Source organism: Streptomyces sp. NPDC050161, assembly GCF_044460025.1.
In the GTDB taxonomy this organism is placed as follows: Bacteria; Actinomycetota; Actinomycetes; order Streptomycetales; family Streptomycetaceae; genus Streptomyces.
The window spans coordinates 124,107-146,671 of record NZ_JBITJM010000016.1 but is presented as its reverse complement, the minus strand read 5'-3'; the positions used below and the strand labels follow the sequence as shown (position 1 = coordinate 146,671).

20 protein-coding genes are annotated in these 22,565 nt (G+C 71.2%); 7 read left to right on the top strand and 13 right to left on the bottom strand.

Annotation, left to right across the window (positions count from 1 at the left end):
* The gene (locus ACIBK8_RS24850; protein WP_399044053.1) at positions 1-627 is read left to right on the top strand and encodes a TetR/AcrR family transcriptional regulator C-terminal ligand-binding domain-containing protein; all 627 of its coding nucleotides are present in this window, start codon (positions 1-3) and stop codon (positions 625-627) included.
* Here the strand turns inward: ACIBK8_RS24850 and ACIBK8_RS24845 are convergent.
* On the bottom strand, positions 617-1,837 hold the full coding sequence (locus ACIBK8_RS24845; RefSeq protein WP_399044052.1) for an alpha/beta hydrolase family protein: 1,221 nt from the start codon (positions 1,835-1,837) through the stop codon (positions 617-619). The genes ACIBK8_RS24850 and ACIBK8_RS24845 overlap by 11 nt on opposite strands.
* 259 nt (positions 1,838-2,096) lie before the next feature.
* Between ACIBK8_RS24845 and dnaK the strand changes: the two genes are divergently transcribed.
* The 4 genes from dnaK to ACIBK8_RS24825 all read left to right on the top strand — a co-directional run bounded on the left by dnaK (position 2,097) and on the right by ACIBK8_RS24825 (position 7,413).
* Positions 2,097-3,959: a molecular chaperone DnaK gene (gene dnaK, locus ACIBK8_RS24840; RefSeq protein ID WP_399044051.1), complete on the top strand. Its 1,863-nt coding sequence runs from the start codon at positions 2,097-2,099 to the stop codon at positions 3,957-3,959.
* Positions 3,956-4,537, top strand: a complete 582-nt coding sequence (gene grpE, locus ACIBK8_RS24835; RefSeq protein WP_399044050.1) for a nucleotide exchange factor GrpE — start codon at positions 3,956-3,958, stop codon at positions 4,535-4,537. Before dnaK ends, grpE begins: the two co-directional genes overlap by 4 nt.
* 248 nt (positions 4,538-4,785) lie before the next feature.
* Positions 4,786-6,429: a serine/threonine-protein kinase gene (locus tag ACIBK8_RS24830; protein WP_399044049.1), complete on the top strand. Its 1,644-nt coding sequence runs from the start codon at positions 4,786-4,788 to the stop codon at positions 6,427-6,429.
* Between the two features lie 183 nt (positions 6,430-6,612).
* Complete coding sequence (locus ACIBK8_RS24825; RefSeq protein ID WP_399044048.1) at positions 6,613-7,413, top strand: SAM-dependent methyltransferase; 801 nt, start codon at positions 6,613-6,615, stop codon at positions 7,411-7,413.
* A 74-nt stretch (positions 7,414-7,487) separates the two neighbouring features.
* Here the strand turns inward: ACIBK8_RS24825 and ACIBK8_RS24820 are convergent, their stop codons facing one another.
* From ACIBK8_RS24820 to ACIBK8_RS24785, 8 genes are all read right to left on the bottom strand, one after another.
* Positions 7,488-9,659 (bottom strand): NACHT domain-containing protein, encoded by a 2,172-nt coding sequence (locus ACIBK8_RS24820; RefSeq protein WP_399044047.1) that lies wholly within the window; start codon positions 9,657-9,659, stop codon positions 7,488-7,490.
* Positions 9,652-10,704, bottom strand: coding sequence for a DUF6801 domain-containing protein (locus tag ACIBK8_RS24815; RefSeq protein ID WP_399044046.1), 1,053 nt, complete (start codon positions 10,702-10,704; stop codon positions 9,652-9,654). Before ACIBK8_RS24815 ends, ACIBK8_RS24820 begins: the two co-directional genes overlap by 8 nt.
* Positions 10,705-10,836: 132 nt before the next feature.
* On the bottom strand, positions 10,837-11,877 hold the full coding sequence (locus tag ACIBK8_RS24810) for a chitinase (protein WP_399044045.1): 1,041 nt from the start codon (positions 11,875-11,877) through the stop codon (positions 10,837-10,839).
* Positions 11,877-13,025, bottom strand: coding sequence for a pyrroloquinoline quinone biosynthesis protein PqqE (pqqE, locus tag ACIBK8_RS24805; RefSeq protein WP_399044044.1), 1,149 nt, complete (start codon positions 13,023-13,025; stop codon positions 11,877-11,879). The genes ACIBK8_RS24810 and pqqE overlap by 1 nt, the downstream gene beginning before the upstream one ends.
* Complete coding sequence (gene pqqD, locus ACIBK8_RS24800; protein ID WP_393686846.1) at positions 13,022-13,279, bottom strand: pyrroloquinoline quinone biosynthesis peptide chaperone PqqD; 258 nt, start codon at positions 13,277-13,279, stop codon at positions 13,022-13,024. The genes pqqE and pqqD overlap by 4 nt, the downstream gene beginning before the upstream one ends.
* The gene (pqqC, locus tag ACIBK8_RS24795) at positions 13,276-14,019 is read right to left on the bottom strand and encodes a pyrroloquinoline-quinone synthase PqqC (protein WP_399044101.1); all 744 of its coding nucleotides are present in this window, start codon (positions 14,017-14,019) and stop codon (positions 13,276-13,278) included. The genes pqqD and pqqC overlap by 4 nt, the downstream gene beginning before the upstream one ends.
* Positions 14,020-14,024: 5 nt before the next feature.
* On the bottom strand, positions 14,025-14,933 hold the full coding sequence (pqqB, locus tag ACIBK8_RS24790; RefSeq protein WP_399044043.1) for a pyrroloquinoline quinone biosynthesis protein PqqB: 909 nt from the start codon (positions 14,931-14,933) through the stop codon (positions 14,025-14,027).
* Between the two features lie 10 nt (positions 14,934-14,943).
* The gene (locus ACIBK8_RS24785; protein WP_399044042.1) at positions 14,944-15,129 is read right to left on the bottom strand and encodes a pyrroloquinoline quinone precursor peptide PqqA; all 186 of its coding nucleotides are present in this window, start codon (positions 15,127-15,129) and stop codon (positions 14,944-14,946) included.
* A gap of 677 nt (positions 15,130-15,806) precedes the next feature.
* Between ACIBK8_RS24785 and ACIBK8_RS24780 the strand changes: the two genes are divergently transcribed.
* On the top strand, positions 15,807-16,937 hold the full coding sequence (locus tag ACIBK8_RS24780; protein ID WP_399044041.1) for a PQQ-dependent sugar dehydrogenase: 1,131 nt from the start codon (positions 15,807-15,809) through the stop codon (positions 16,935-16,937).
* Positions 16,938-17,089: 152 nt separating this feature from the next.
* Here ACIBK8_RS24780 and ACIBK8_RS24775 read toward each other — a convergent pair whose 3' ends face one another.
* Positions 17,090-17,584 (bottom strand): hypothetical protein, encoded by a 495-nt coding sequence (locus ACIBK8_RS24775; RefSeq protein ID WP_399044040.1) that lies wholly within the window; start codon positions 17,582-17,584, stop codon positions 17,090-17,092.
* Positions 17,585-17,741: 157 nt separating this feature from the next.
* Positions 17,742-18,590 carry a Crp/Fnr family transcriptional regulator gene (locus ACIBK8_RS24770; protein WP_399044039.1) on the bottom strand — a complete coding sequence of 283 codons (849 nt, stop codon included), beginning with the start codon at positions 18,588-18,590 and terminating at the stop codon, positions 17,742-17,744.
* Between the two features lie 216 nt (positions 18,591-18,806).
* On the opposite strand from ACIBK8_RS24770, the gene ACIBK8_RS24765 reads away from it, so the two are divergent.
* Positions 18,807-20,003 (top strand): erythromycin esterase family protein, encoded by a 1,197-nt coding sequence (locus ACIBK8_RS24765; protein ID WP_399044038.1) that lies wholly within the window; start codon positions 18,807-18,809, stop codon positions 20,001-20,003.
* A 10-nt stretch (positions 20,004-20,013) separates the two neighbouring features.
* Here the strand turns inward: ACIBK8_RS24765 and ACIBK8_RS24760 are convergent, their stop codons facing one another.
* Positions 20,014-20,988 carry an alpha/beta hydrolase gene (locus tag ACIBK8_RS24760; RefSeq protein WP_399044037.1) on the bottom strand — a complete coding sequence of 325 codons (975 nt, stop codon included), beginning with the start codon at positions 20,986-20,988 and terminating at the stop codon, positions 20,014-20,016.
* A 236-nt stretch (positions 20,989-21,224) separates the two neighbouring features.
* A complete protein-coding gene (locus ACIBK8_RS24755) occupies positions 21,225-22,487 on the bottom strand; it encodes an NADH:flavin oxidoreductase/NADH oxidase family protein (protein WP_399044036.1) in 1,263 nt (420 codons plus the stop codon).
* Positions 22,488-22,565: the final 78 nt, after the last annotated feature.

Here is a 22,565-nt window from a genome sequence, read left to right as displayed (position 1 = left end):
ATGTCCCCGGCTTCCACCCCAGCTCCGCGGCGGCGTCCCGGTGGCCGCACGGCGCGGACGCGTGCGTCCGTGCACGACGCCGTGCGGGAACTCCTCGCCGACGGCAGAACGGACCTCACCGCGCGGGAGGTCGCCGAACTCTCCGGCGTGCACGAGGTCACGATCTACCGCCGCTGGGGTTCCATCGAATCGCTCGTGCTCGACGTCGCCACGGCCCAGTTGAACGAGGAAGCGCCCTTCCCCGGCACAGGTGAACTCCGCGCCGACCTGCTCACCTGGGCGAAGGCCGTCGCCGCGCAGCTGCACCGGGGCGACGGGTTCGTCTTCTTCAAAGCGCTGGCCGCCGCCGTGTCCCCCGCGTTCGGCGCCCCTACCGAGGACACTCCGCTGTACGCGAGGGACTACCTCCAAAGCCGTGTCGAGCAGATCCAGAGCGCACTGGACCGCGAGACCGAGAAGGGCGGCACCCCGCCGACGGTGGAGATGGTGCTCGACCTGATCCTGGCGCCGCTCTACCTCCGGGCCCTGTGGGGCTACGCGTCCCCCGACGACGTCGAGATGCTCGTCGACCGTGCCCTGGCCGCCGCGCGGCCCGGCCAGGGAACCGGAGTTCCGTTCAGCGGTTGACCGGAGTGCGGCCGTCGAGCCAGTCGAGCATCTTGCCGAACGCGTAGCGCTGCGCGCCGAAATGGCAGTGGGCGTCGGCGCCCTCTTCTTCGGTGAATCGCAGCAGGGTCTTGTCCGACGTGGTCAGCGCGTGGTGGACCTGCTCGGGCTGGCCCTCGAAGAACAGGTCGTCGGCCGCCTCGCACACCAGCACGGCGCAGGTCACGCGTTCCGCGATCCCGTCGCGCAGGTGGTAGTCCAGCATCCGCGCCGCGAACTCCCGTGGCGTGGCGCCGCCCATCACGAACTGCCCGTGTTCGAACGCCCAGCGGGCACTGGGGTTGCTCCGCATCACGGCGGCGATGGCGGCGTCGGTCTCGGGCGCCGACTCGGCGGTCAGCGCCCGCTCGGCCTCCGCGCGGTCACCTCCGACGAACTTCATGGCGAAGGCGCCGAGGTCGTACACCCCGTCGTTGGCGATGACCGCCTTCAGCCTCGGTTCGAAGGCGGCGGCCCGGACGCACAGCTCCCCGCCGAGGCTGACCCCGTAAAGGCTGATCTTGTCGGGGTCGATCTCCGGCCGGCCGAGCGCGTAGTCGATCACGGGGCCGACGACCTTCTCCCAGTCGGGCCTGAACAGCAGTCCCTGGGAGTGCCGCGTGCCGGGCTGCCCCGGGCCGTCGAAGCACAGCACGTGGTAGCCGCGCTCCTGCGCCGCGAGCGCGCCGAGGAACCTCAACTCCTCGGCCGTGCCGTCGAATCCGTTGTGCATCACGATCAGCGGCTGACGGCCGGGCAGCGGACTCGGGTAGAAGTAGCCCGGCAGCGTCGTGTTCTCGTACGGCACCTCGACCCGCTCGATGGTGGGCTCTGACAGGTCCACGAAGCGGTGGTAGGCGTCGATGGACCTGTCGTACGCCGTCCGGATCCGGGGGTCGCCGGGGTCGCCGTGCAGGAAGAACTCCGCGGTGCGGTAGTAGTTCGACGCGCGCAGGTAGGTGTCCCGTGCGGTGACGGCATGGCCGCCGCGCTGCGCCTCGACGGCCACCTTCCACAGGCGCTCCGCGGTCGCGGACCACTCGTCGTACCAGCTGTCGTAGTCGCCGGCCGTGATCCGGCCGGCCGTGTACAGAACCTCTCCGAAGTCCGCACCGCCGTAGGCGCTGTGCCCCAGCAACCGCAGCGTTTCGAACCAGAAGCTCTCGTTCTCGTGGAAGAGCAGCTGCTTCATGAGGAACGCTCCTTAATGTAAGTGAACCTGCGTTAAGTGACTATGGCAGCGACCGACTGCTAATGCAAGGAGCCATACATTAAGCCGCCTTTTATTGCCTGTATGTCATGGATAGCTGGCTTTTGTGAAGTGTGCGGACGCGCGTTAAATAGAGGGTGTCGTCATGCCCGTGGACGCGTGCCGTGAGGAGGCCGGTGCCCTGCTCCGAGCGCTGCCGACGGTGTGTGACGCGTGCGATCCGCTCTGAAAGGAGCGCGTGATGACACGGGCAGTGGGCATTGACCTGGGGACGACCAACTCCGTCGTCGCCGTACTCGAAGGCGGCGAGCCGACGGTCATCACCAACACGGAGGGTGCCCGCACCACCCCGTCGGTGGTCGGTTTCGCCAAGAAGGGTGAGGTGCTGGTCGGCGAGGTCGCCAAGCGGCAGGCGGTGACGAACGTCGAGCGCACGGCGCGGTCGGTGAAGCGGCACATGGGCGAGGCGCAGTGGCGCTTCCCTGACAGCGGTGACATCGACGGCAAGCAGTACACGGCGCAGGAGATCTCGGCGCGGGTGCTGCAGAAGCTGAAGCGCGACGCCGAGACGTACCTCGGTGAGGACGTGACGGACGCGGTGATCACCGTCCCTGCCTACTTCAACGACAGTCAGCGCACGGCCACCAAGGAAGCCGGGGAAATCGCCGGTCTGAAGGTGCTGCGGATCATCAACGAGCCGACGTCCGCCGCGCTCGCGTACGGCCTGGACAAGGAGAACGACCAGACGATCCTGGTCTTCGACCTCGGCGGCGGCACCTTCGACGTGTCCCTCCTGGAGATCGGCGAAGGGCTGGTGGAGGTGAAGTCCACCAACGGCGACACGCATCTGGGCGGTGACGACTGGGACCAGCGGATCGTCGACCACCTGACCCAGCAGTTCAAGAACGCCTACGGGATCGATCTGGCGCAGGACAAGATGGCCACCCAGCGGCTGCGCGAGGCCGCGGAGAAGGCGAAGATCGAGCTGTCGTCCGCGACCGAGACGGCGATCAACCTGCCGTACATCACCGCATCCGCCGAGGGCCCGCTGCACCTGGACGAGAAGCTCACCCGGGCGCAGTTCGAGCATCTCACCGCCGATCTGCTCAACCGCTGCAAGGGCCCGTTCCACAACGCGGTCGAGGACGCGGGGATCAGTGTCCCGGACATCAACCACGTGATTCTGGTGGGCGGTTCCACCCGCATGCCGGCGGTGACCGGTCTGGTCCGTGAGCTGACCGGCAAGGATCCGCACAAAGGCGTGAACCCGGACGAGGTCGTCGCCATCGGCGCCGCTCTCCAGGCCGGTGTCCTCAAGGGTGAGGTCAAGGACGTCCTGCTCCTCGACGTGACCCCGCTGTCCCTCGGTATTGAGACCAAGGGCGGGATCATGACGAAGCTCATCGAGCGGAACACGACGATCCCGACCAAGCGGTCCGAGGTCTTCACGACGGCCGATGACAACCAGCCGTCCGTGCAGATCCAGGTCTACCAGGGCGAACGCGAAATCGCGGCGTACAACAAAATGCTCGGGAGGTTCGACCTGACCGGTCTGCCGCCGGCCCCGCGCGGTCTGCCGCAGATCGAGGTCTCCTTCGACATCGACGCCAACGGCATCATGCACGTGACCGCGAAGGACCTGGGCACCGGCAGGGAACAGAAGATGACCGTCACCGGCGGCTCCTCACTGCCCAAGGACCAGATCGATCGCATGATGCGGGAGGCCGAAGCGCATGCCGAGGAGGACCGGCAGCGCCGCGAGTCCGCCGAGACCCGCAACCAGGCCGAGCAGTTCGTCTACCAGACGGAGAAGCTGCTGGCCGACAACGCCGACAAGATCCCCGACGAGGTGAAGGCCGAGACGGAAGACGCCCTGGCAGACGTCAGGGAGAAGCTGAAGGGCGAGGACAGTGCCGCGGTCCGTGCCGCCATGGACAAGGCGGCGGCGGTCTCGCAGAAGATCGGCAACGCCCTCTACGCCCAGGCCCAGGGCGCCGCGGGTGACACCGGATCCGCCTCCCGGGACCGGCCGGACGGCGGAGCGGACGAGGTCGTCGACGCGGAGATCGTCGATGACGAACGGGACAAGGGAGGTGCAGGATGAACCGGACGCCTGTCTCCCGGCCGCCACGGCAGCAACTCCCCGTCCCGGTACGCGACAACCGGCGCACCGACCCGGTGGCCGTTCCGGGGCCGGAAGGCACCGCCCACGGAACCGCCCCGGCCGGGGAAGGCCAGGACGCCGCGCTCGCCACGCGGCTCGCCGAGCGCACCGCTGACCTGCAACGCCTCAAAGCCGATTACGACAACTACCGCAAGCGCGTACAGCGCGACCGCCTGGCGGTCCGGGAGATCGCGGTCGCCAACGCCCTCACCGGACTGCTTCCCGTACTGGACGCCATCGACCGGGCACGGGAACAGGGCGAACTGACCGGCGGCCTGAAGGCGGTCGCCGAGCTGCTGGAAGACCGGCTCGGCGCGCTCGGCCTGGAGACCGTCGGAGCGCCTGGCGACTCCTTCGACCCCACCCGGCACGAGGCCGTCACCCACGAGGTGTCCGACGCTGTCGACCGGCCGACCTGCACCGTCCTGCTGCGCCGCGGCTACCGCGTCGGACAGCAGCTCCTGCGCCCCGCACAGGTCACGGTCACCGGACCGGAGGAAACGGCGACGCGGCCGTAGAGCCGACGCGCGGCAGGCCGTCCCCGTGCGGTCCCGAGCCGCGCTCGCGTGGGAGCGGTGCGGCCGGTGGCGGACGGCTCGGCGCCGGGGAATTCCCGGGCCGGCACCGTCTCCCATCGCGGCCCTCTCCCCCGCCCACCCCCTGCACTTGCCCATCCGCCTGCCGCACTCGGGCCTGAGCCGTCACCGTACGGCGGAGCCATTACATTGCTCGGGTACGCGGGCAGCTGACCAAGGGAGCGACGACGGTGGACGCGGGCAACGGAGGCGCGGGGGATGCCGGTGCCGGGGCTGTCGGCCGGGAAGGCGACGGCCGGATGGTCGCCGGACGGTACCGGCTCGTGGAACGGCTTGGCCACGGCGGCATGGGCACCGTCTGGCGGGCTCGCGACGAGCGGGTGCACCGGGACGTCGCGGTCAAGGAGCCGCGGATCCCCAACAGCCTTTCCGAGGCCGAAGGCCAACGGTTCCTGGACCGGATGCTGCGGGAGGCGCGGGCCGTCGCCAGCGTCACCCACCCCAACGTCGTGACGCTGCACGACGTCGTCATGGACGAGGGAAGGCCCTGGCTCGTCATGGAGTTGGTGCGGGGACGCTCCCTGGCCGACCTGCTCGACGAGGGCACGCTCGCCCCGCCGGAGGCCGCGCGGATCGGCCTGGAGGTGATCGACGCACTGGCCGCGGTGCACGCGGCGGGTGTGCTGCACCGCGACGTCAAGCCCGCCAACGTGCTGCTCGCCGAGGACGGCCGGGTGATGCTCACCGACTTCGGCATCGCCTACGTCGAGGGCGCCGCGTCGCTGACGGAGACCGGCGCGATCATCGGGTCACCGCAGTACATCGCGCCGGAGCGGGTGTCCGGCATACGCCCGGACCCCGCGTCGGACATGTGGTCGCTGGGGGTGCTGCTCTTCGTCACGGTGGAGGGCTGGTCGCCCTTCCGGCGGTCGAGTTCGATCACGACGATGCTTGCCGTGCGGGACGAGAGCCCGCCGACCCCGACGCGATCCGGGGCGCTGTCCCCCCTGATCACCGCGCTGCTGCACAAGGAACCTTCGGCGCGTCCGGACGCCGCGCAGGTCAGGGAAGCGCTCAACGCGGTGGCGCACACGGTGGCGCACGCGCAGGCGCTGGAGCCGCAGCGGACCGACGGACGGCCACCGGAGCAGGAGACCGCCGCCCCCGTCCTGCGGATCCCCGACGGCGGGGCCGTACGCCGACGGTGGTACCGCACCACACGGGGGCGGGTGGTCACTGTCGTGATCGCAGCGGCGGCGCTCACGGTGCCGGTCCTGGCGTTCGTCCTGTCGCCCGAGGCACCGCCCTACAACGGCCCGGCCGCGATGCCCGCGCGCTGGCAGACGGTCCACGAGACCGAGGCGCGGGTCAGCTTGCCCGCACCCGTCGGATACCAGCGTGGTACGCCGGACGACGCCGTGAACCCCGCGGTCCAGTACCAGTCGCCTGACTTCGGCACCACGACCGTGGGGGAAAAGCAGCCTCCCGGGCTCCAGTTCAGGATCCAGATCTACCGGAATCCGCACACCGCCGACGCCACACCGGGCGAAGGCACGGCCAACGACCTCGCCGGCTTCTACCGCGCCGAGGGCCGCGAACTCCGCAACTACACGCTCAACGACCACGCCACGTTCGGCGGCCGGCCGGCCTCCACGCTCGACGCCCGGTACTACGCCCCGGGCGACAAGGCCGCGGGCATCCTCAGCCGCGGTCTCCAACTCAAGGTCATCACCAAGGACTCCGAGGTCGAGTACTCCCTGTACGTCTGGGCACGAGGCCCCGGGAAGGAGGTCGAGGGAGACGAGCCAACGGCCTTCTACAACAAGGTCGTCGCCGGACTGCGGATGCCGGACATCCCCAAGGGCCGGTCCTGACGGTCCCGGCGGCCGTGCCGTGATCATCCCTCCGGCATCGGTGATCATGGCAACAAGTATTCTCCTCCTCACACGTGCCGCCCGCGTCCGGGGACAAGCATCTGCGGCCGTGCGGTCCTGAAGGGCGAGGGGATGACCCGCGCCCGGGAACACACGAGTGGCACCAGCGAACGGAGCGTTTCCATGGCCGACCGCGGCACCCCCGCCGAGGAGATCGACACCAGCAGGGCGCATCCGGCCCGCATGTACGACTACTTCCTCGGCGGCAAGGACAATTACGAGGTCGACCGGATCGCGGCGCACCGCGTCATGGAAACCGCCCCCGAAGTACTCGTGAGCGTCAGGGAGAACCGCGCCTTCATGCAGCGGGCGGTCCGCTTCCTCGTCGACAACGGCATCCGGCAGATCCTCGACATCGGCACGGGCCTGCCCACCTCGCCGAACGTCCACGAGGTCGCGCACGGCATCGCGCCCGATGTCCGAGTCGCCTACGTCGACAACGACCCCATCGTGAACGTGCACGCCAACGCGCTGATGGCCGGCCGGGGCGTCGGCAACACCAGCATCGTGATGGCCGATCTGCACGATCCGCAGGCCATCATCGACCACCCCGACGTCCGCAGGGTGATCGACTTCGACCGGCCGGTGGGGCTGTCCCTCGTCGCCATCACGCACTTCATCGCCGATGCCCAGGACCCCTGGGGCATCGTCGCCACCCTGCGCGACGCGCTTCCGGCCGGCAGCTACCTGATGCTGTCGCACACCGCCAACGACATCTATCGCGACCGTACCGACGCCGAGGCCGTGTACAACAGCTCAACCGCCGCCCTGAAGCTGCGCAGTCACGCCGAGATCCTGCGGTTCTTCGACGGCTTCGACCTCGTGGAACCCGGCCTGGTCCAGGTCCCCTTCTGGCGGCCGGACGGGCCGCTGCCGGACGACGCCCGCGGCGTCGGCTACTACGGCGGGGTCGGCCGGCTCTGACCCGCCCGGAGCGCAAGGCCGGTGCCGCCACGGGCCGTTGGGGCCGTGCGACCGGCGGGGCCCCTGCTGTCGGTTCAGCCCTCCTCGACCGCCTTGCGCGTCCCGGTGAGGTGATCCTGGAGGCGCGCGTGGCGGAACTGGTACACCGCTCCGGCCCTGCGCAGGGCGCCTCGTTTGCAGGCGTCTTCCAGGAACGTGACCAGTCTCCAGGGCAGTCGGCCCGTCAGGGGGAGCCAGATGCGGGCGAGTGCGACCCACTGGCCCCAGGCGGTGAGGCAGAGGCCGTAGCCGATTCCGGCGCCGAAGGCGCCTTCGATGCCGAAGGCCAGGCCGAGTTGGAGGCTGCTGATGGGGTCGGCGGTGATGCTGCCGACGAGTCCGGCCACGAGTCCGAGTACGAGTGCCCAGACCAGGAGATGGGAGATCACGTTCGCGCGGTTCGACCGCAGCAGGTCGGCGCAGCGTGCTGCGGCCTCCACCTTGAGCGGGATCTCCAGCCAGGTCATGATCCCGAGTACGATCCCTCCCGACAGGCCGACCTCGGGCGGGAAGACGAGCGCGGACAGCAGCCCGCCCCCGAGCCCGTCATCGAGCCCGAGCCGCGGTACGGCGAGTCTGTCGACGAGCAGGAGCGCCAACGCGACCGCGAAACCGATCAGGACTCCGGTCATGACCCGCGTCATGACCCTGGCGGAGAACCGTGCGCCCAGGTGCTGTGGACGGCCGAAGAGACGGACCTGTACGGGCGAGGGTTTGAGCAGCTCACTGCCGTCGGCGAGCCAGTAGACAAAGCCGAACGCCCCTCCCGTCACGAGCCCGTGCAGAAGTCCGACAACGACCCCGCGCCGGATCGCGAACTCCAGCCCGTGTGAGGTGGCGATCAGGTCGATGGGGATGTTGCCGATGCAGGTGACGACCGCGAAGGACAGCCCCGCGAGGAACGCGATCAGGGCGGTGCGCGACGTGCGGCTCATCGAGGTGCCGAGTTTCCACCAGGCGAGGTCCGGGGTGTCGAGCTGCTTCAGGTGGCCCGCGAGGTAGCCGAGCCAGCGTTGGGCGCGCTGCGGGTTCCATTTCCGGGTGGACGCGGTACGCCGGTCGCCCGGCCGCCGCTCGTAGACCGACGGCAGGAAGCTGCTCAGGAGATGGTCCTCAAGGCTCTCGCGGGTGGTGAACCGGTCGTCGGTCAGCAGCGCTGCCGGGCTGCGCCTCGGCTCGTCCCGCTCACTCCCGTGCTCGTGCTCGCTCTCGTCGGTCTCGTCGGTCTCGCTGTAGATGGTGCGGGCGAGGGAGACCATCAAGGGGGTGGCCAGCACCGCGGCGAGGGGGGCTTCCGGTCGGTTGCGGAGCTCGGCCAGTACGTCGGCCCATCCGGGCATGTCGTCCTCGGCGCTGCTGAGAACCAGGTACTCCCCTGAGTCCTTCAAGGTGAGATCGGTCAGCTCGACGGCGGCGGCGTGCGTCAGACCTCTGGCGCTCTTCCGCTTCGCGGCGGCGTATTCGTCGGAACGGCTGGTCATGACCAGCGGCATCAGGCTGAGGCGGGAGAGTTCCTTCAGCGCGGCGGGGCGGAGGCGCTCGGCGATCTCGTCGAATCCGTCCAGGACGGGCAGGATGTAGCCCCGCGCGACCAGTGCGGCGGCCAGCGTCCTGCCGTCGTCGCCGATCGTGGTCAAGCCCGGCTGGTCACGGATCAGTTGGCTGCTCAGCCAGTCCACCAGCGAGTCGGTGGTGGGGTTCCACGATCCGAGGCTGAAGATCTCGGGAACGGGTTCGCCGGGGTCGCGGACCTCCAGCCGGTCCAGCACGAACCGCAGGCCCAGGATGGTCTTTCCCGAGCCGGCCCGGCCCAGCACCACAAGGCGGCGGGAAGGGACCTTTTCGTAGATCTCGGTGATCCGGTCCAACGACCCGTCCAGGTCCAGGGGTTCGGCCGTTTCCCCGTAGGGCGTCCGGCGGATGTTCTCCCAGCGGTCCATCAGGCCCTTGCGCGCGGTCTTCCAGCGCACCGGCAGTGGTCTGGGGTCCTGGATCTTCCGTCGTTCCTCCTCGTGCTGCCAGCGTTCCTCCACCGCGGCGGCGAGTGTGTCGGCGGTCTTGGCCAGCTCGCCCTGCGGTGCCCGCTCCGGGGCGCCGCCGACGTTCACCACCTCGATCTTTTCGGCCTGGATCACCGGCCCGGTGGTGGAGCCGCTCACTTCGTTGTGCACCGAAGGCCCGGCGCCGGCAGACGGGACGTCAGCCATGTCGGCCCTCCGGCCCGTCGGCGTCGGTCCGGTGCCGCCTGCGCCACCAGACGCCTCCCCATGCGGCGGCACCTGCCACGGCTCCTACGGCGAGGACGCCGATGACCGCGCGGAGCGGGGCGGCGAGGTCCGAGCCGCCGGTCGCGGCGGCGGTGGGGGAAGCACTGGTCGGGACGCCGTCGGCCGGGGGATCCGCCTTGCCGCTCGCGGTGCCCGACGGGTCGGCGTCCGGGGCTGCGGAGGTGGGCCGTCCGGAACCCGACGCGTCCGGCCCGGCCGTTCCCTCCGATCCGCCCGGCCCGCCCGGTCCCCCCGATCCACCTGACCCACCCGGTCCACCCGCTCCGCCCGATCCGCCGGTTCCCCCCGACCCGCCCGGCTCGGCCGTGGGTTTCCCCTGCGTCGGCGAGGGTGTCGGACGCGGATCGGCCGGCCGGATCTTGAATGCCGCCAGAACACCGTCCTGACCGGAATTCAAAGCGCATGTCGAGTCGACCTTGCCCAATGCGGTCTCGTCGCCACTCGCGTCTCTCGGCGTGATGTGCATGGCAATCCCGCCGACAATGACCTTTCCTTCTCCCGGCTTGCGGAAAACGAGCGAAGGCAGCGTCCCACTCGCTTTGACGGTCAGTGCACCGGAACCCGGGACCTTGGTCACCGGCACCTTGAGTCGCATGGACATGGGGATGTCGCCCTGTGGTGAGGCCACGACGGCGCTCACGTCGGCGATGCCGTCGACGGTTGCCGCACCGGCGAGGCGGAGCGCCTGCGTGACGGCGGAACTGACCGTCGCCGCGGTGTTGATGGGTGAACGGGGCGTGGCCCGGCCGACCACGTGTGTGTGCGGCGCGTTCCACACGACCGATGCCGCCATCGGATGGTCACCGATCAGTCGGTACGAACAGGTGTAGTGAAAGGTCCGCGGAGCCGCTTCCGAGACAGCGGAACCGGCTCCGGACATCCCGACGCCTCCGACGAAGGCCACGGTCGTGAACAAACGGAGAACGCGTCCTCTCGCGCCGACCGTCGATAACTCAGCAAGCATGCCTACGCACTTTACGCAGGCATTTCGAAAAACACAGCCGAAAGGGCCAAATCTTTACTCCTTGCACCAGAACTACATCGGAACAAAAAGCAGTTATCGCTCCGTTCCCACCCGGTCCACAGTGCTGGAGACTCAACCCTCGTACTGGGCCACGATCTTGGTGTAGGCATACGGCTCCTGGTCCACGCCGCTGCAGTTGTCGCCGGCGTTGCCGCCGGAGCCGCAGGGCCGGTCGCGGTTGACGGCCCAGAAGGCGAAGCGGGCGAGGTGGTGGGTGCGGGCATGGTCGAGGATGGTGCGGAAGTCGTCGAGGGTGACGTTCTCGTCGGCCTGGTCGGTGTGGCCGTTCATGGAGGACACACCGGTCCTGCGGTAGGCGTCCGCCTCGCTGTAGCCGTAGGCGGACTTGACCTCGGCTGCGAGGCCGTCGAGCGCGCTGACGGTGGCCTCGCCCATGGTGCCGCTGTGGCCGCCGAAGTCGAACGGCATGATCACCCAGCCGTCGTTGTCGAGACCCGCCTTGGCGCCGCGCCTGATGAGATCCTTGCCGTCGTCGTTCGGCCCCTCGGGGGTGGTGCCCATGGTGACGTACGTGACCAGGCCCGGGTTGGCGGCCTTGACCTTCTTCAGGGCGTCGACGACGCGCTGGCGCACCGTCGCGTTGCTCATTTCGGTGTCCTCGATGTCGATGTCGAGCGCCTTGAGCCGGTACGCGTCGATCACCTTCTGGTACGCGCCGGCCAGGGCGTCGGCGCTGTCGCACTTCTCGCCCAGCTTGGCGCCGCTCCAGCCGCCCGCCGAGATGACGACGTCGCCGCCCTTGGCGCGGATCGCGTCGATGGCGGCCTGGTCGCTGCCGCCGGTCAGCGGCCGGTTGCCGTCCCAGGCGGGGTTGCAGCCGCCGTCGGAGAGGATGAAGGCGAGGGTGAACCACTTGGTGCCGGTCGCCGCCATCACCTCGGTGGGCGGCTGCGGGTCGCCCCAGCCGAGGTACTCGTAGGGCGCGGCGGCCATCGACGGAGCGGCCTTCGGGGCGGCCCGGCGGGGCGCGTCGGCAGGTGTGCCGGCCGCGGCGCCGGTCGTGGCGGCGATGAGGAGGGTCGCCGCCGATGCGGTCAGCAGGGCGCGGCGGCGCCGCATCCGGTGGCGGGGCTGTGGTGCGGTGCGGTCCATCAGGGGGTCTCCACTCTGCGGGACGGGTGGCCGGGCCGGCGGGGGCGGCCCAGTGCCTGGGCTGGTGGCGCGGGCGCGTCCACCAGGTCGCGGACGAGGCTGTGGTGCGGGGAGTGGCGGCAGGCCGGGTCGGTGGCGGCGGCGTCCCCGGTGAGGGCGTACGCCTGGCAGCGGCAGCCGCCGAAGTCCCGCTCGCGCAGGGCGCAGCTGCGGCAGGGGTCGCGCATCCAGTCGGTGCCCCGGTAGCGGGTGAAGGCCGTGGAGCGCTCCCAGATCCAGCGCAGCGGCCGGTCGCGGACGCCGGGCGGGTCGAGTCCTGGGATGGCGGCGGCGGCCGGGCAGGGCAGGACCGTGCCGTCGGGGGTGACGGTGAGCGAGACGGCGCCCCAGCCGCCCATGCAGGGTTTGGCGGTGCCGTCGAAGTGGTCGGGGACGACCCAGATGATCTCGACGCGGCCGTCGAGCTGCTGCCGTCGGCACCGTACGGTCGCTTCGGCATCGACCAACTGCGCGCGGGTGGGCAGGAGTTCGGCCTTGTTGAGGAGTGCCCAGCCGTAGAACTGGGTGTTGGCGAGTTCGATGCGGTCCGCGCCCCAGGCGGGAGCGAGGTCGATCAGCGCGTCGAGGGCGCCGAGGTTGTGGCGGTGGAGCACGACGTTGAGGCCGAGGGGCAGTCCGGCGTCCGTGACGAGAGCCGCGGCGCGTTCCTTGGCCGCGTGGGCGCGGTGGCCCGCGATCCGGTCGCCGTGGGCCGGGTCGGCGTGCTGGACGGAGAGCTGGACGCTGCGCAGTCCGGCGCCCGTGAGGCGGGCCAGCCGGTCGCGGGTGAGGCCGACGCCGCTGGTGATCAGCTGGGTGTGGATCCCGGCGCCGTCGGCCGCCGCGACGATCTCCGTCAGGTCCCGGCGCAGCAGCGGCTCACCGCCGGAGAGGTGGGCACTCACCACACCCAGATCGGCGGCCTGCCGGAACGTGTCCTGCCATTCGGCGAGGGTCAATTCCCGGCTGCGGCGGGTGAGTTCGACGGGATTGGAGCAGTAGGTGCAGTGCAGCGGGCAGGCGTGGGTCAGCTCGGCGAGCAGTGCCCAGGGCGGCGGTACGGGTCCTGTGTCCGCCGCCGGGGCGCCGGGGGCGGGCGGTGCGGTCATCGCAGCCAGCCCTCCTTCCGTATCCGGTCGAGGAAGGCGGGCACCTCGGCGGCGACGGGCGCGCCGGGGTGACGGGCGGTCAGCTCCCGGACGATCTGCGGGACGTCGCGGGTGCCGTCGCACAGACGCAGCACCTCACCCGCCGACCCGTCGAGCACCACGACCCGCTCGGGCAGGAGCAGCAGGTCGACGCCGCGCACCCGGTCGGCGCGCAGGAGGACGCCGGGGGCGGGGCCCGGATGCCAGGCGGTCATGGCTGCACCCCCTGTTCCGCCCCTGTCTGCGGCCGGCCGCCGCGTTCGACGGCGTCCAGGAGGGCCCAGAGCACCTCGCATTTGAAGGCGAGGGCGGCGACGGCCAGGTCCTGGTCTTCGGCGGTCCTGGCTCCGTCGATGACCAGGGCGAGCGCCTCCTTGCTGTCCCGGCGGCCCTGGCCCTGCCGGTCGCGGAAGTAGGTCAGGCCGTCCTGCTCGATCCACGGGTAGTGGCGTTCGAAGGCGTCGATCCGGGTGCGCATGATGTCCGGGGCCGACAGTTCGGTGAGAGATGCGGCGACAGCTTCCAGCGGCGAGCGCAGGCGGCAGAAGTTCACATAGCCGTCGACGGCCAGCCGGACGCCGGGCAGCACGCCGGAGGCGTCGAGCAGCAGCGCACGGTCGATACCGGCGGCCTCGCCGAGCCGCAGCCAGCGCTCGATGCCGCCCTCGCCCTCCCGGTCGCCGTCGTGGTCACGGATCCGGCGCAGCCACATCCGGCGCAGTGCGGGGGTGTCGAGCTTCGCGGTGATCAGGGCGTCCTTGACGGGAATGTGGCGCTGGTAGTGGAACCGGTTACGGATCCAGCGACGCAGCTCGTCTGGTGTCAACTGCCCTTCGTGCATACGGATGTTGAAGGGATGACGGTCGTGGTAGTGCTCGCGTGCGACGGCACGCAGACGTTCCTCGAACGAGGCCCGTACCGCCTGGGACGCGGGGCGGGGCGGGGTTCCCGGCAGGCCGTTCACAGTGCGATCTCCATCCCTTCCACCGCGACGGCGAGGCCCCGTGCGGCGAGGTGCCCGTGCTGTGGTGCGCCGGGGTCGGTGAGCGGGTTGGTGTTGTTGAGGTGGGTGTAGAGGCAGCGGGCGCGCAGGGGGGCGAGGCGGTGGGCGGTGCCGTGCGGGCCGTCGATGGGGAGGTGGCCCATGGCGGTGGCGCTCCGGGTGGAGAAGCCGCTGCGGTGTGGCTCGTCGTCGTCCCAGAAGGTGCCGTCGAGCAGGACGCAGTCGGCGTCGGCGAGTGCCGCGTCGAGCCCCGGTGGCCAGGTGCTCAGGCACGGGGCGTACACGGCGGTGCCCCCGGTGGCGGGGTCGTGCAGCCGCAGGGCGATCACCCAGGTCGGATCGTCGGCGTCGGCCACCGGAGGACCGGCCGCGTAGCGGGGGCGTTTGGCCGAGACGGGCAGGGCGCTGATCTCGATGCCGGTGCCGGTGTCCGTGAGCGGCAGCGGGTCAGGTCCCAGCTCGCGCCAGGTGAGGTCGGTGTACGGCCCGAGTACGTCGGCCAGGTGCAGCCGTTCGCACAGTGCCCTGCGGACCGGGGCGGTGGCGAGGACGTCGACGCGGTCGGCCTCGCGGAGCCTGGCGAGGCCGAGGGTGTGGTCGAGTTCGGCGTCGGTGAGGATCAGTCCGCGCACCGGGGTGCGGCGGGCGGCGGGGCCGGGGTGGAGTTGGGGGGTGGCTTCGATCTGGTCGGCGATGTCGGGGGTGGCGTTGATCAGGAACCACTGACCTTCGTCGGCCCGTACGGCGAGTGACGCGTGGCGGCGACGGCGTTCCGGGTGGGCGCGTGCCCCGGCGCATCCGGGGCACGCGCAGTTCCACTGGGGCACGCCGCCGCCCGCCGCGGTGCCGAGCACCTTGAGCAGCATGCGGCGGCGGTCAGCGGTCGGCGAGCCGGTACGCGGTGACTTCGAGCGCGGTGTCGATCACGGTGTAGCCGGGGGTGCGCCAGGCGGTCGCGGTCCGGGTTCCGGCATCGTGCGAACGGGGCGCGTCCTTCGGTGCGTCGGCCTGCGGGGTGTGCGGCGCGCGGTGCGCGGTGGGTACGGCCTGGAGGCTGGTCATGGGGGTCCGCCCTTCGCTGGAGCAGGTGGTTGGGGGGAGACGGAGCGTTTCCGGCATGGCGGCGCCGCGCTCCGGGCGTCGCCGCGCCGGTCACCCGGCACCGGTCCGCCGTTGCGCCCAAATCCCCTTTCACGCAGGGGTGTTGGCGCGCGGGCAGCCGGAGGTGCGGCGCCGACGGAAGCGGGCCGGCGCCCCGCCGCGCCGTGACGCTCCGTACCGCACCGCAGAATCACCGCCCATGAGCGCCGCCGTCAATGGGGCCGGGCGGCATGGGGCCGGTCCACGCGGCGTCGCGGGGCGTTCCCCGGCGCTTCCGTGTGCGTCAACTCCCCTGGTGGGAGGCGTTTGTGGGGTCCGGTCCGCGGTCGTGGAAACTTCTTCCGGTCGGCGTCCGCCGTCCGTGGCTTCCAGGGCGTGTGCGGTAACTCCCGTCGGGACGGGGAACTTTGGAGGTGGCCGTGCGCTCCGCACGCCCGCGCCCGGTCTCTTGACGGTGCCCGGAGCCCGCAGTAGGTTCCCCGCCAGTCAACAAACAGGAAACTTTCCTATCAGCTTCCGGGTGGTCCGCCCCGCCGACGCCGCCCGGACGGGGCGTCCGCCCGCCCGTGCGTCCCGGCTCACCGTTCACCGCTCCCCCAGGGCATGTCCTGCCGCACCTTCCTGACCGGAGGCCCCCCATGCGCAAGCGCATCCCCATCCGCCCCCACCGTCTCTCCCCCCGCAGCCTCGGTGCGTCCGCCGTGGCCGTCGGACTGCTGCTCGCCGCCGGAGCAGCCGGCCCCGCAGCGGCGGGCCCCGCGCATCCGCCGCGCCCCGCCGACCGGGCCACGGCCGATTCCGCCCCCGGCACACCGGCGACCGTCTCGGACGGCTGGTCCATCCCGTGGGGCCTGAGCTGGCTGCCCGACGGCTCCGCGCTGCTCACCGAGCGGGACACCTTCAAGGTCTTCACGCTCACCCAGGACGGGACGAAGAAGGAGGTCGGCAAGGTGCCCGAGGTGGTGACGACGGACGGCGAGGGCGGTCTGCTGAGTATCGCCGTGTCCCCGCACTGGGAGAGCGACCACCACGTCTTCGTGATGCACACCGCGTCGGATGGCAACCGCATCGCGCGGCTGACGTACCAGGACGGCAAGCTCGGCGACTACACCGTGCTGGTCAAGGGGATCAAGAAGAACAAGTACCACAACGGTGGCCGCATCAAGTTCGGCCCCGACGGCTTCCTCTACGCCACGACGGGTGAGGCGCAGACCCCCGACCTGGCGCAGGACAAGAAGTCACTCAACGGCAAGATCCTGCGGATGACGCCGGACGGCAAGGCCGCGCCGGGCAACCCGTTCGGCAGCCTCGTCTACTCCTACGGCCACCGCAACCCCCAGGGCCTCACCTGGGACGCCGAAGGCCACCTGTGGGAGGCCGAGTTCGGCAACGCCAAGTACGACGAGCTGAACCTCATCGAGCCGGGCAAGAACTACGGCTGGCCGACCTGCGAGGGCAGCTGCTCGACCGACGGGATGACCAGCCCGAAGCGCCAGTGGCCGGTCAAGGAAGCCTCACCCAGCGCCGTCGCATACGCGGACGGGGCGCTCTATCTGGCGGCGCTGCGCGGCCAGCGGCTCTGGCGCATCCCGGTCGACGGCACCACCGCGGGCACCCCGAAGGCGTACTACACCAAGGACTACGGGCGGCTGCGCACCGTCGAGGCGGTGCCGGGCAAGAAGACGCTGTGGCTGACGACGACCAACGCCGACAACAACGGCGACGGCGGCCCCGGCTCGGACAAGGTGTTCCGGATCGACCTGAAGTGAATCGGCCTGAAGTGAATCGACCTGGAGTGAACCGGCCCGGAGTGGGGGGCGGCGAGGTCGCTGCGGGGGCCGCCATCACCGGCGGCCGGGCGCTCACCGTGGCACCTCGGGCAGGAGAGCGCGGAACCTATGTCACGATCGCGGAACCTATGTCACCTTTGTGACTTTTCGGGCGCAGTCACACCATCGGCGGACTCATTCTTGACTTGAGGCAGGCGGCCATCGGCCGCCCCTCTGAAGCGAGGAGAGTACTCATGAGTAAGTCGATTCGGCGCCTCGCCGCTGTTGCGGCCACCGGACTCCTGGCTGCCGGCACGCTGGCAGCGGCCGGCGGCGCAGCCTCCGCTGCCGAGGCACAGCAGAGCTCTACCGGACACGTTGCTGCCGTCAGCACCAATGCCCACCACGACTCCGACGGATGGGGTTGGGACAACGACGGTTACCGCGGTCACGACCACAATGGCGGCTATGGCGGTTACGGCCACGGCGGCGGTCATGGCGACGGTTACGGCCACGGCGGCGGTGGCTACGGCCACGGCGGCGGTCATGGCGACGGCGGCGGTCACGGTGGCGGTGGCCACGGTGGCGGCGGCGGTCACGGCGGCGGCGGTGGCGGTGGCCACGGCGGCGGCGGTGGCGGCGGTCACGGCCGGTGATGAGAGAAGGATCTGAGTGAACGGTTGGCGGCCGGGCCGGAAAACGCCCGGCCGCCAGGCGTTCAGCGCCACGCGCGAGGCAGCGGGGAAACGCACCCGCCGCGCGAAGAGGCGCCCACCGCCCGGCACTTGTGGTGCCGGGCGGTGTTCATGTCGCGAGCTTTTGCAGGGCGGCGGCGTCGCTGATTTCGATGGTGCGGTAGGCCAGGCGGATGGCGCCGCGCTGTTCGAGTTCTTTGAGGATCTTGTTGAGGGAGGGGCGGCGGGCGCCGAGCATGGCGGCGAGCGTGCGCTGGGGCAGGCGGACGGCGCCGTCGGCCGCTTCGTCGAGGAGCAGGCGGGCGGCCTGCTGGATCAGGGTGCCGCCGAGCAGCGTGGTCAGCCTGGCCTGACTGTGCGCAAGCCGGATGGAGATGCTGGTCAGCCAGCGGCGGGCGACGGCCGGGCGGCTCTGGAGAACGCGGTCGAAGTCGGCGTTCGACAGGTGCAGGAACTCCCCGGTCTCCAGGGCCCTGGTGGTGTAGGGCAGCGGCATGCGCAGCAGCATCTGGACGTCCCCGTCGATGTCGCCGGGATGCAGGATCTGGACGACGACCTGACGGGAGCCGGAGCCGACGGCGAGTTCGGCGCTGCCACTGCGCAGGATCCACACCCCGGACGGCGCGGCGCCGGCGGCGGTGACGACGGTCCCGGGGCGCACGGGCACCGGCCGCAGAATGTCGGCGAGCGCCACCACGTCCTCCGAGCGCAGCGGCGCGTGCTCGCCGCGTCCGAGGGATCTGGCCACCCACGCCGCGGCTTTGAGCTGGTCCTGGGCCGATTCGGTGACGGTCGCCGGGCGGCGGCCGTGGTGCTGCTGCGGTTGCACCATGTGACAGTCCTTCGCGTCGGGGCGGCCCTCGGCGGCACGGTGGCCTTCGGCCTGCTGTACGCCACGGTCGTCCACCGGCCGGATCCCGCCGGTGCGCTGACCGGCGTCCCGGTCGGACTCGTCCACGGCCTGGTCGTGGGGATGATAGCGATGCCCGTGGCGGCAAAGGCGCACCCGCGGATGGTGCGCCCGGCGGTGTCGGCGAGCGCGTCGCGCCGTGGGCCGGGGCGGCCTTGACGGCCTCGCGCCCGCTGCCGCCCGACGTGAGATTTCGCCGCCCCCTGATGCCCTGCCCGCCAACCCCCTTGACCTCAACCACACTTCAGGTAAGAGGCTCAGGGCATGAACACCGACACCACCCCTTCCCATACGTACCCGTCCGTCCCGCAGCACACCGACGCCGGCCCGCTGTCCGGCGGCGCCCTCGACGAGCTGGCCGGGAGGCTCGCCGACGCGGCCACGATCGTCGGCATCGGGGAGTCCACCCGGGCCGCCAGGGAAACCTTCGGCGTGCGGGACCAGCTCTTCCGCCGGCTGGTCGGGCGCCACGGGTTCCGGGCGCTGGCCGTGCAGGACAGCGCCGACGTGGCCGTCCGCCTCGACGCGTACGTACGCGGCGGCGGGGGTTCGGCCGCAGCCGCGCTCGACGGCGCCTGGCGTCCCTGGCGCACCGCCGAGATGGCCGAGGCGCTGACGTGGATGCGGGAGTTCAACCAGGACCATCCGGACGACCCGATACGGATCTTCGGCGTGAAGCCCGCGCAGGCGCAGCCCGACGACTACGACACCGTCCTGGACCACGTCCGTGCGTCGGCGCCGGAACGGCTGGCAAAAGCCGCATCCCACCTGGACCCGATCCGGACCGCCCACCACACCGATGAACACCTGCAGCGCGCCCGGGGAACGCACCCGGGACGCCCGTTCGCCGACCACGCCCGCGACGCGCTCGCCCTGGTCAGGTCGCTGCCCGAAGCGGGCCGGGACGACTCCGTCCTGGCGCGGATGCGTCTGATCGTGGACTTCCACGAACACAGCGTCGCCGGACGGGACAGCTACGCGGGCGACGCCACGGTGTGGGCGGACACCCTCTGCGACGCCCAGCGCAGCTCCGGCCTGCGCCTCGTCTACTGGGACGGCATCGCGCACACCTCGGCAGCCGAAGCGGTCCTGGGCATGGCCGCCGAGCGCGGCCCGCAGCCCGGCGTCGGCAGCCTGCTGCGCGAGCGGTACGGCGCCCGGTACGTCTCGGTGGCGATCGGCTTCCACCACGGAGATCTCGGTGCCGCCGTCGTCCCGGAACCGGCCGCGGACCTGATCGACGCGCGGCTCGGCGCGGCGGGCCCGCCCGACCACTGGCTCGACCTGCGCCGCGACGCGGTACGCCGCCGATGGGACGGCCCGGCGAAGGCCCGCGTCATCGGCGGCGTCTACGACCCGTCCCGTGACGACATCGCGCACCTCGCCTTCGCTTCCCTCGCCGACGCCTTCGACGTGCTCATCCACCTTCACCGGGTGTCTCCGGTGCGCTTGCTGCCGTGAGCACGTTCTCTCAACTGCCGTGCAGCGCCGTCCTCAGGGCGTCGACGGCGAGTGTGCGGGCGACGTTGGCGGCGCGGGTGTCACGCAGGCTGTCCAGGAGGAGGAAGTCGTGGACCATGCCGGCCACCCGGACCGAGGTGACGTCGACCCCGGCCTCGCGCAGCTTGTTGGCGTACTGCTCGCCCTCGTCGCGCAGCACGTCGGCCTCGTCGGTGATGACCAGGGTGGTGGGCAGTCCCCTGAGCTGTTCCGGGGGCGCCCGGAGCGGGGAGGCGTACGCCTCGGCGCGCTGGGCGGGATCGGTGGTGTAGGCGTCCCAGAACCACTTCATGGCGTCGCGGGTGAGGTAGTAGCCCTCGGCGAACTGCAGGTAGGAGGGGGTGTCGAAGTCGGCGTTGGTCACCGGGTAGAGCAGGACCTGGGCCTTGAGGCCGATGCCGCCGCGCTCCTTGTTCATCAGCGCGAACACCGCCGACATGCAGCCGCCGACCGACTCTCCGGTGACAGCGACGCGCGAGGTGTCCAGACCGTGCTCCGCGCCGTGTTCCAGGACCCACTGGCCCACGGCGTAGTTCTGCTCGACCTGGGTGGGGTACTTGGCCTCCGGTGCCCGGTCGTAGACGGGAAAGACACCAGCGGCTCCCGCCCCGACGGTCAGTTCGCGGAAGAGGCGGTCGTGGGTCCTGTCGTCGCCGAAGACCCAGCCGGCGCCGTGGATGTAGAACACCACCGGCAGCGGCCCGCCGGCCCCCTTGGGCCGGATGATGCGGGTACGGACCGTGCCCCACCGGCCGGCGTCCACGTCGACCCACTCCTCGTCGACGTCCGGGCGGGCCACACCGGCGCCGCTCTGGAGGCCGAGCAGGATGTCACGGCCCTGCTCCGGTGGGACCTCGTAGATCCGGGGGTGCGGGTCGGTGGCCTCGGCCAGCTCCTTCGCGGCGGGTTCGAGGTAGGGGGTGATCGGCGGCGGAAGCTCGGTCATGTCCACTCCATGCCCTGGGCACCAAGTGCCCTGTCGCGCGGCGGCACCGGCCGCGGCTGCTTGTCGTCCCCCGGTGGAAACCCGCGTCCCATCGTTCGCTCCCGGCCCGCACCGCGCAACCCGCCGCAGACCTTACGCGCCACCACCGACCGGCCGTGCCGGAGGCCGGATCGCCGCCTCGACCAGAGGTGCCGCAGATGGTCGCGGCCGGTGCACGGGCGCCGGCCGCGACCTGCTCACGCGGGACGGCCCGCCGCGGCGGCGCCGCGTGCCGCGGGCAGCCAGGCGCGGTAGCGGCGCAGCGCCCGGCGCTGCTGGAGCTGCTCGGCGATCAGGGCGCGCGCCGGGTGGGTGCCGGGTGTGGGGTCGCTGCCGCGCGCGATGCGGCGCATCTGGTGGCGGACCTGCGCCATGCCTGCCGCCGAGGCGAGTGCCTTGTCGGACCAGGTCACCGGCCGCAGCTGCCGGCCGGCCTCGCGTCCGTCCCGCCAGCGGTCGGGCAGGTCAGGGGTGACGGCGAGGGCGGTGCCCATCCCGACGAGCGCCACGCCGCCGGCGAGCACCGTTTCGGCGGTTTCGCGTCGCGTGATGCCGCCGGTGAGCATCAGCGGGAGGGGGCTGGTCCTGACGAGGTCCTTCGCCAGGTCCAGGAAGTAGGCCTCGCGGGTCCGGGTGCGGGCGTCGGCGGGGCGGCCGGACATCGCCGGGCTCTCGTAGCTGCCGCCGGACAGTTCGACCAGATCGACACCGAGCGGTTCGAGCATGGCGATCACCTGCCGGGCGTCGTCGGCGTCGAACCCGCCGCGCTGGAAGTCGGCGGAGTTGAGCTTCACCGCGACCGCGAAGGACGACGAGACGGCGGCGCGGACGGCACGGACGACGTCCAGCAGCATCCGGGACCGGTTCTCAAGCGACCCGCCCCACGCGTCGGTGCGCCGGTTGACCAGCGGGGACAGGAACTGCGACAGCAGGTATCCGTGCGCGGCGTGGATCTCCACACCGTCGAACCCCGCTTGTTCGGCGCGCGCGGCTGTGACCGCGAAGCGGGTGACGGTGGCCTCGATCTGCTCCGGGGTCATGGCGACGGGGCGGCCGAAACGGCTGCTGTGCCGGCCCAGGTCGACACCCACCGCGGAAGGGCCCCACACCACACCGGGCATGTCCGCCTGAATCTGGCGGCCGGGGTGGTTGATCTGCATCCACACGGCCCCGCCGCCGGACTTGGCGGCCGCGGCCCACTCGGTGAACGGCTCCAGCGGCGCGGCATCGTCGAGCACGACGCCCGCAGGGCCGGTCAGCGCCTCGGCGTGCACCATGACGTTGCCGGTGATCAACAGTCCGGTGCCGCCGGCGGCCCAGCGCCGGTACAGCGCCAGTAGCTGCCGTCCGGGCAACTGGCCGTCGGCCGCCATGTTCTCTTCCATGGCCGCCTTCACGATCCGGTTGCCCAGCGCCGCTCCGGAGCGCAAGGACAGCGGCGAGAACAGCTCGCTGGTCATCCGCGTTTCCCCTCTTTCGTCTCGACGATCGATACGATGTATGCACTGTTCACATTAGGGCGCGATGTGAGCGATGCA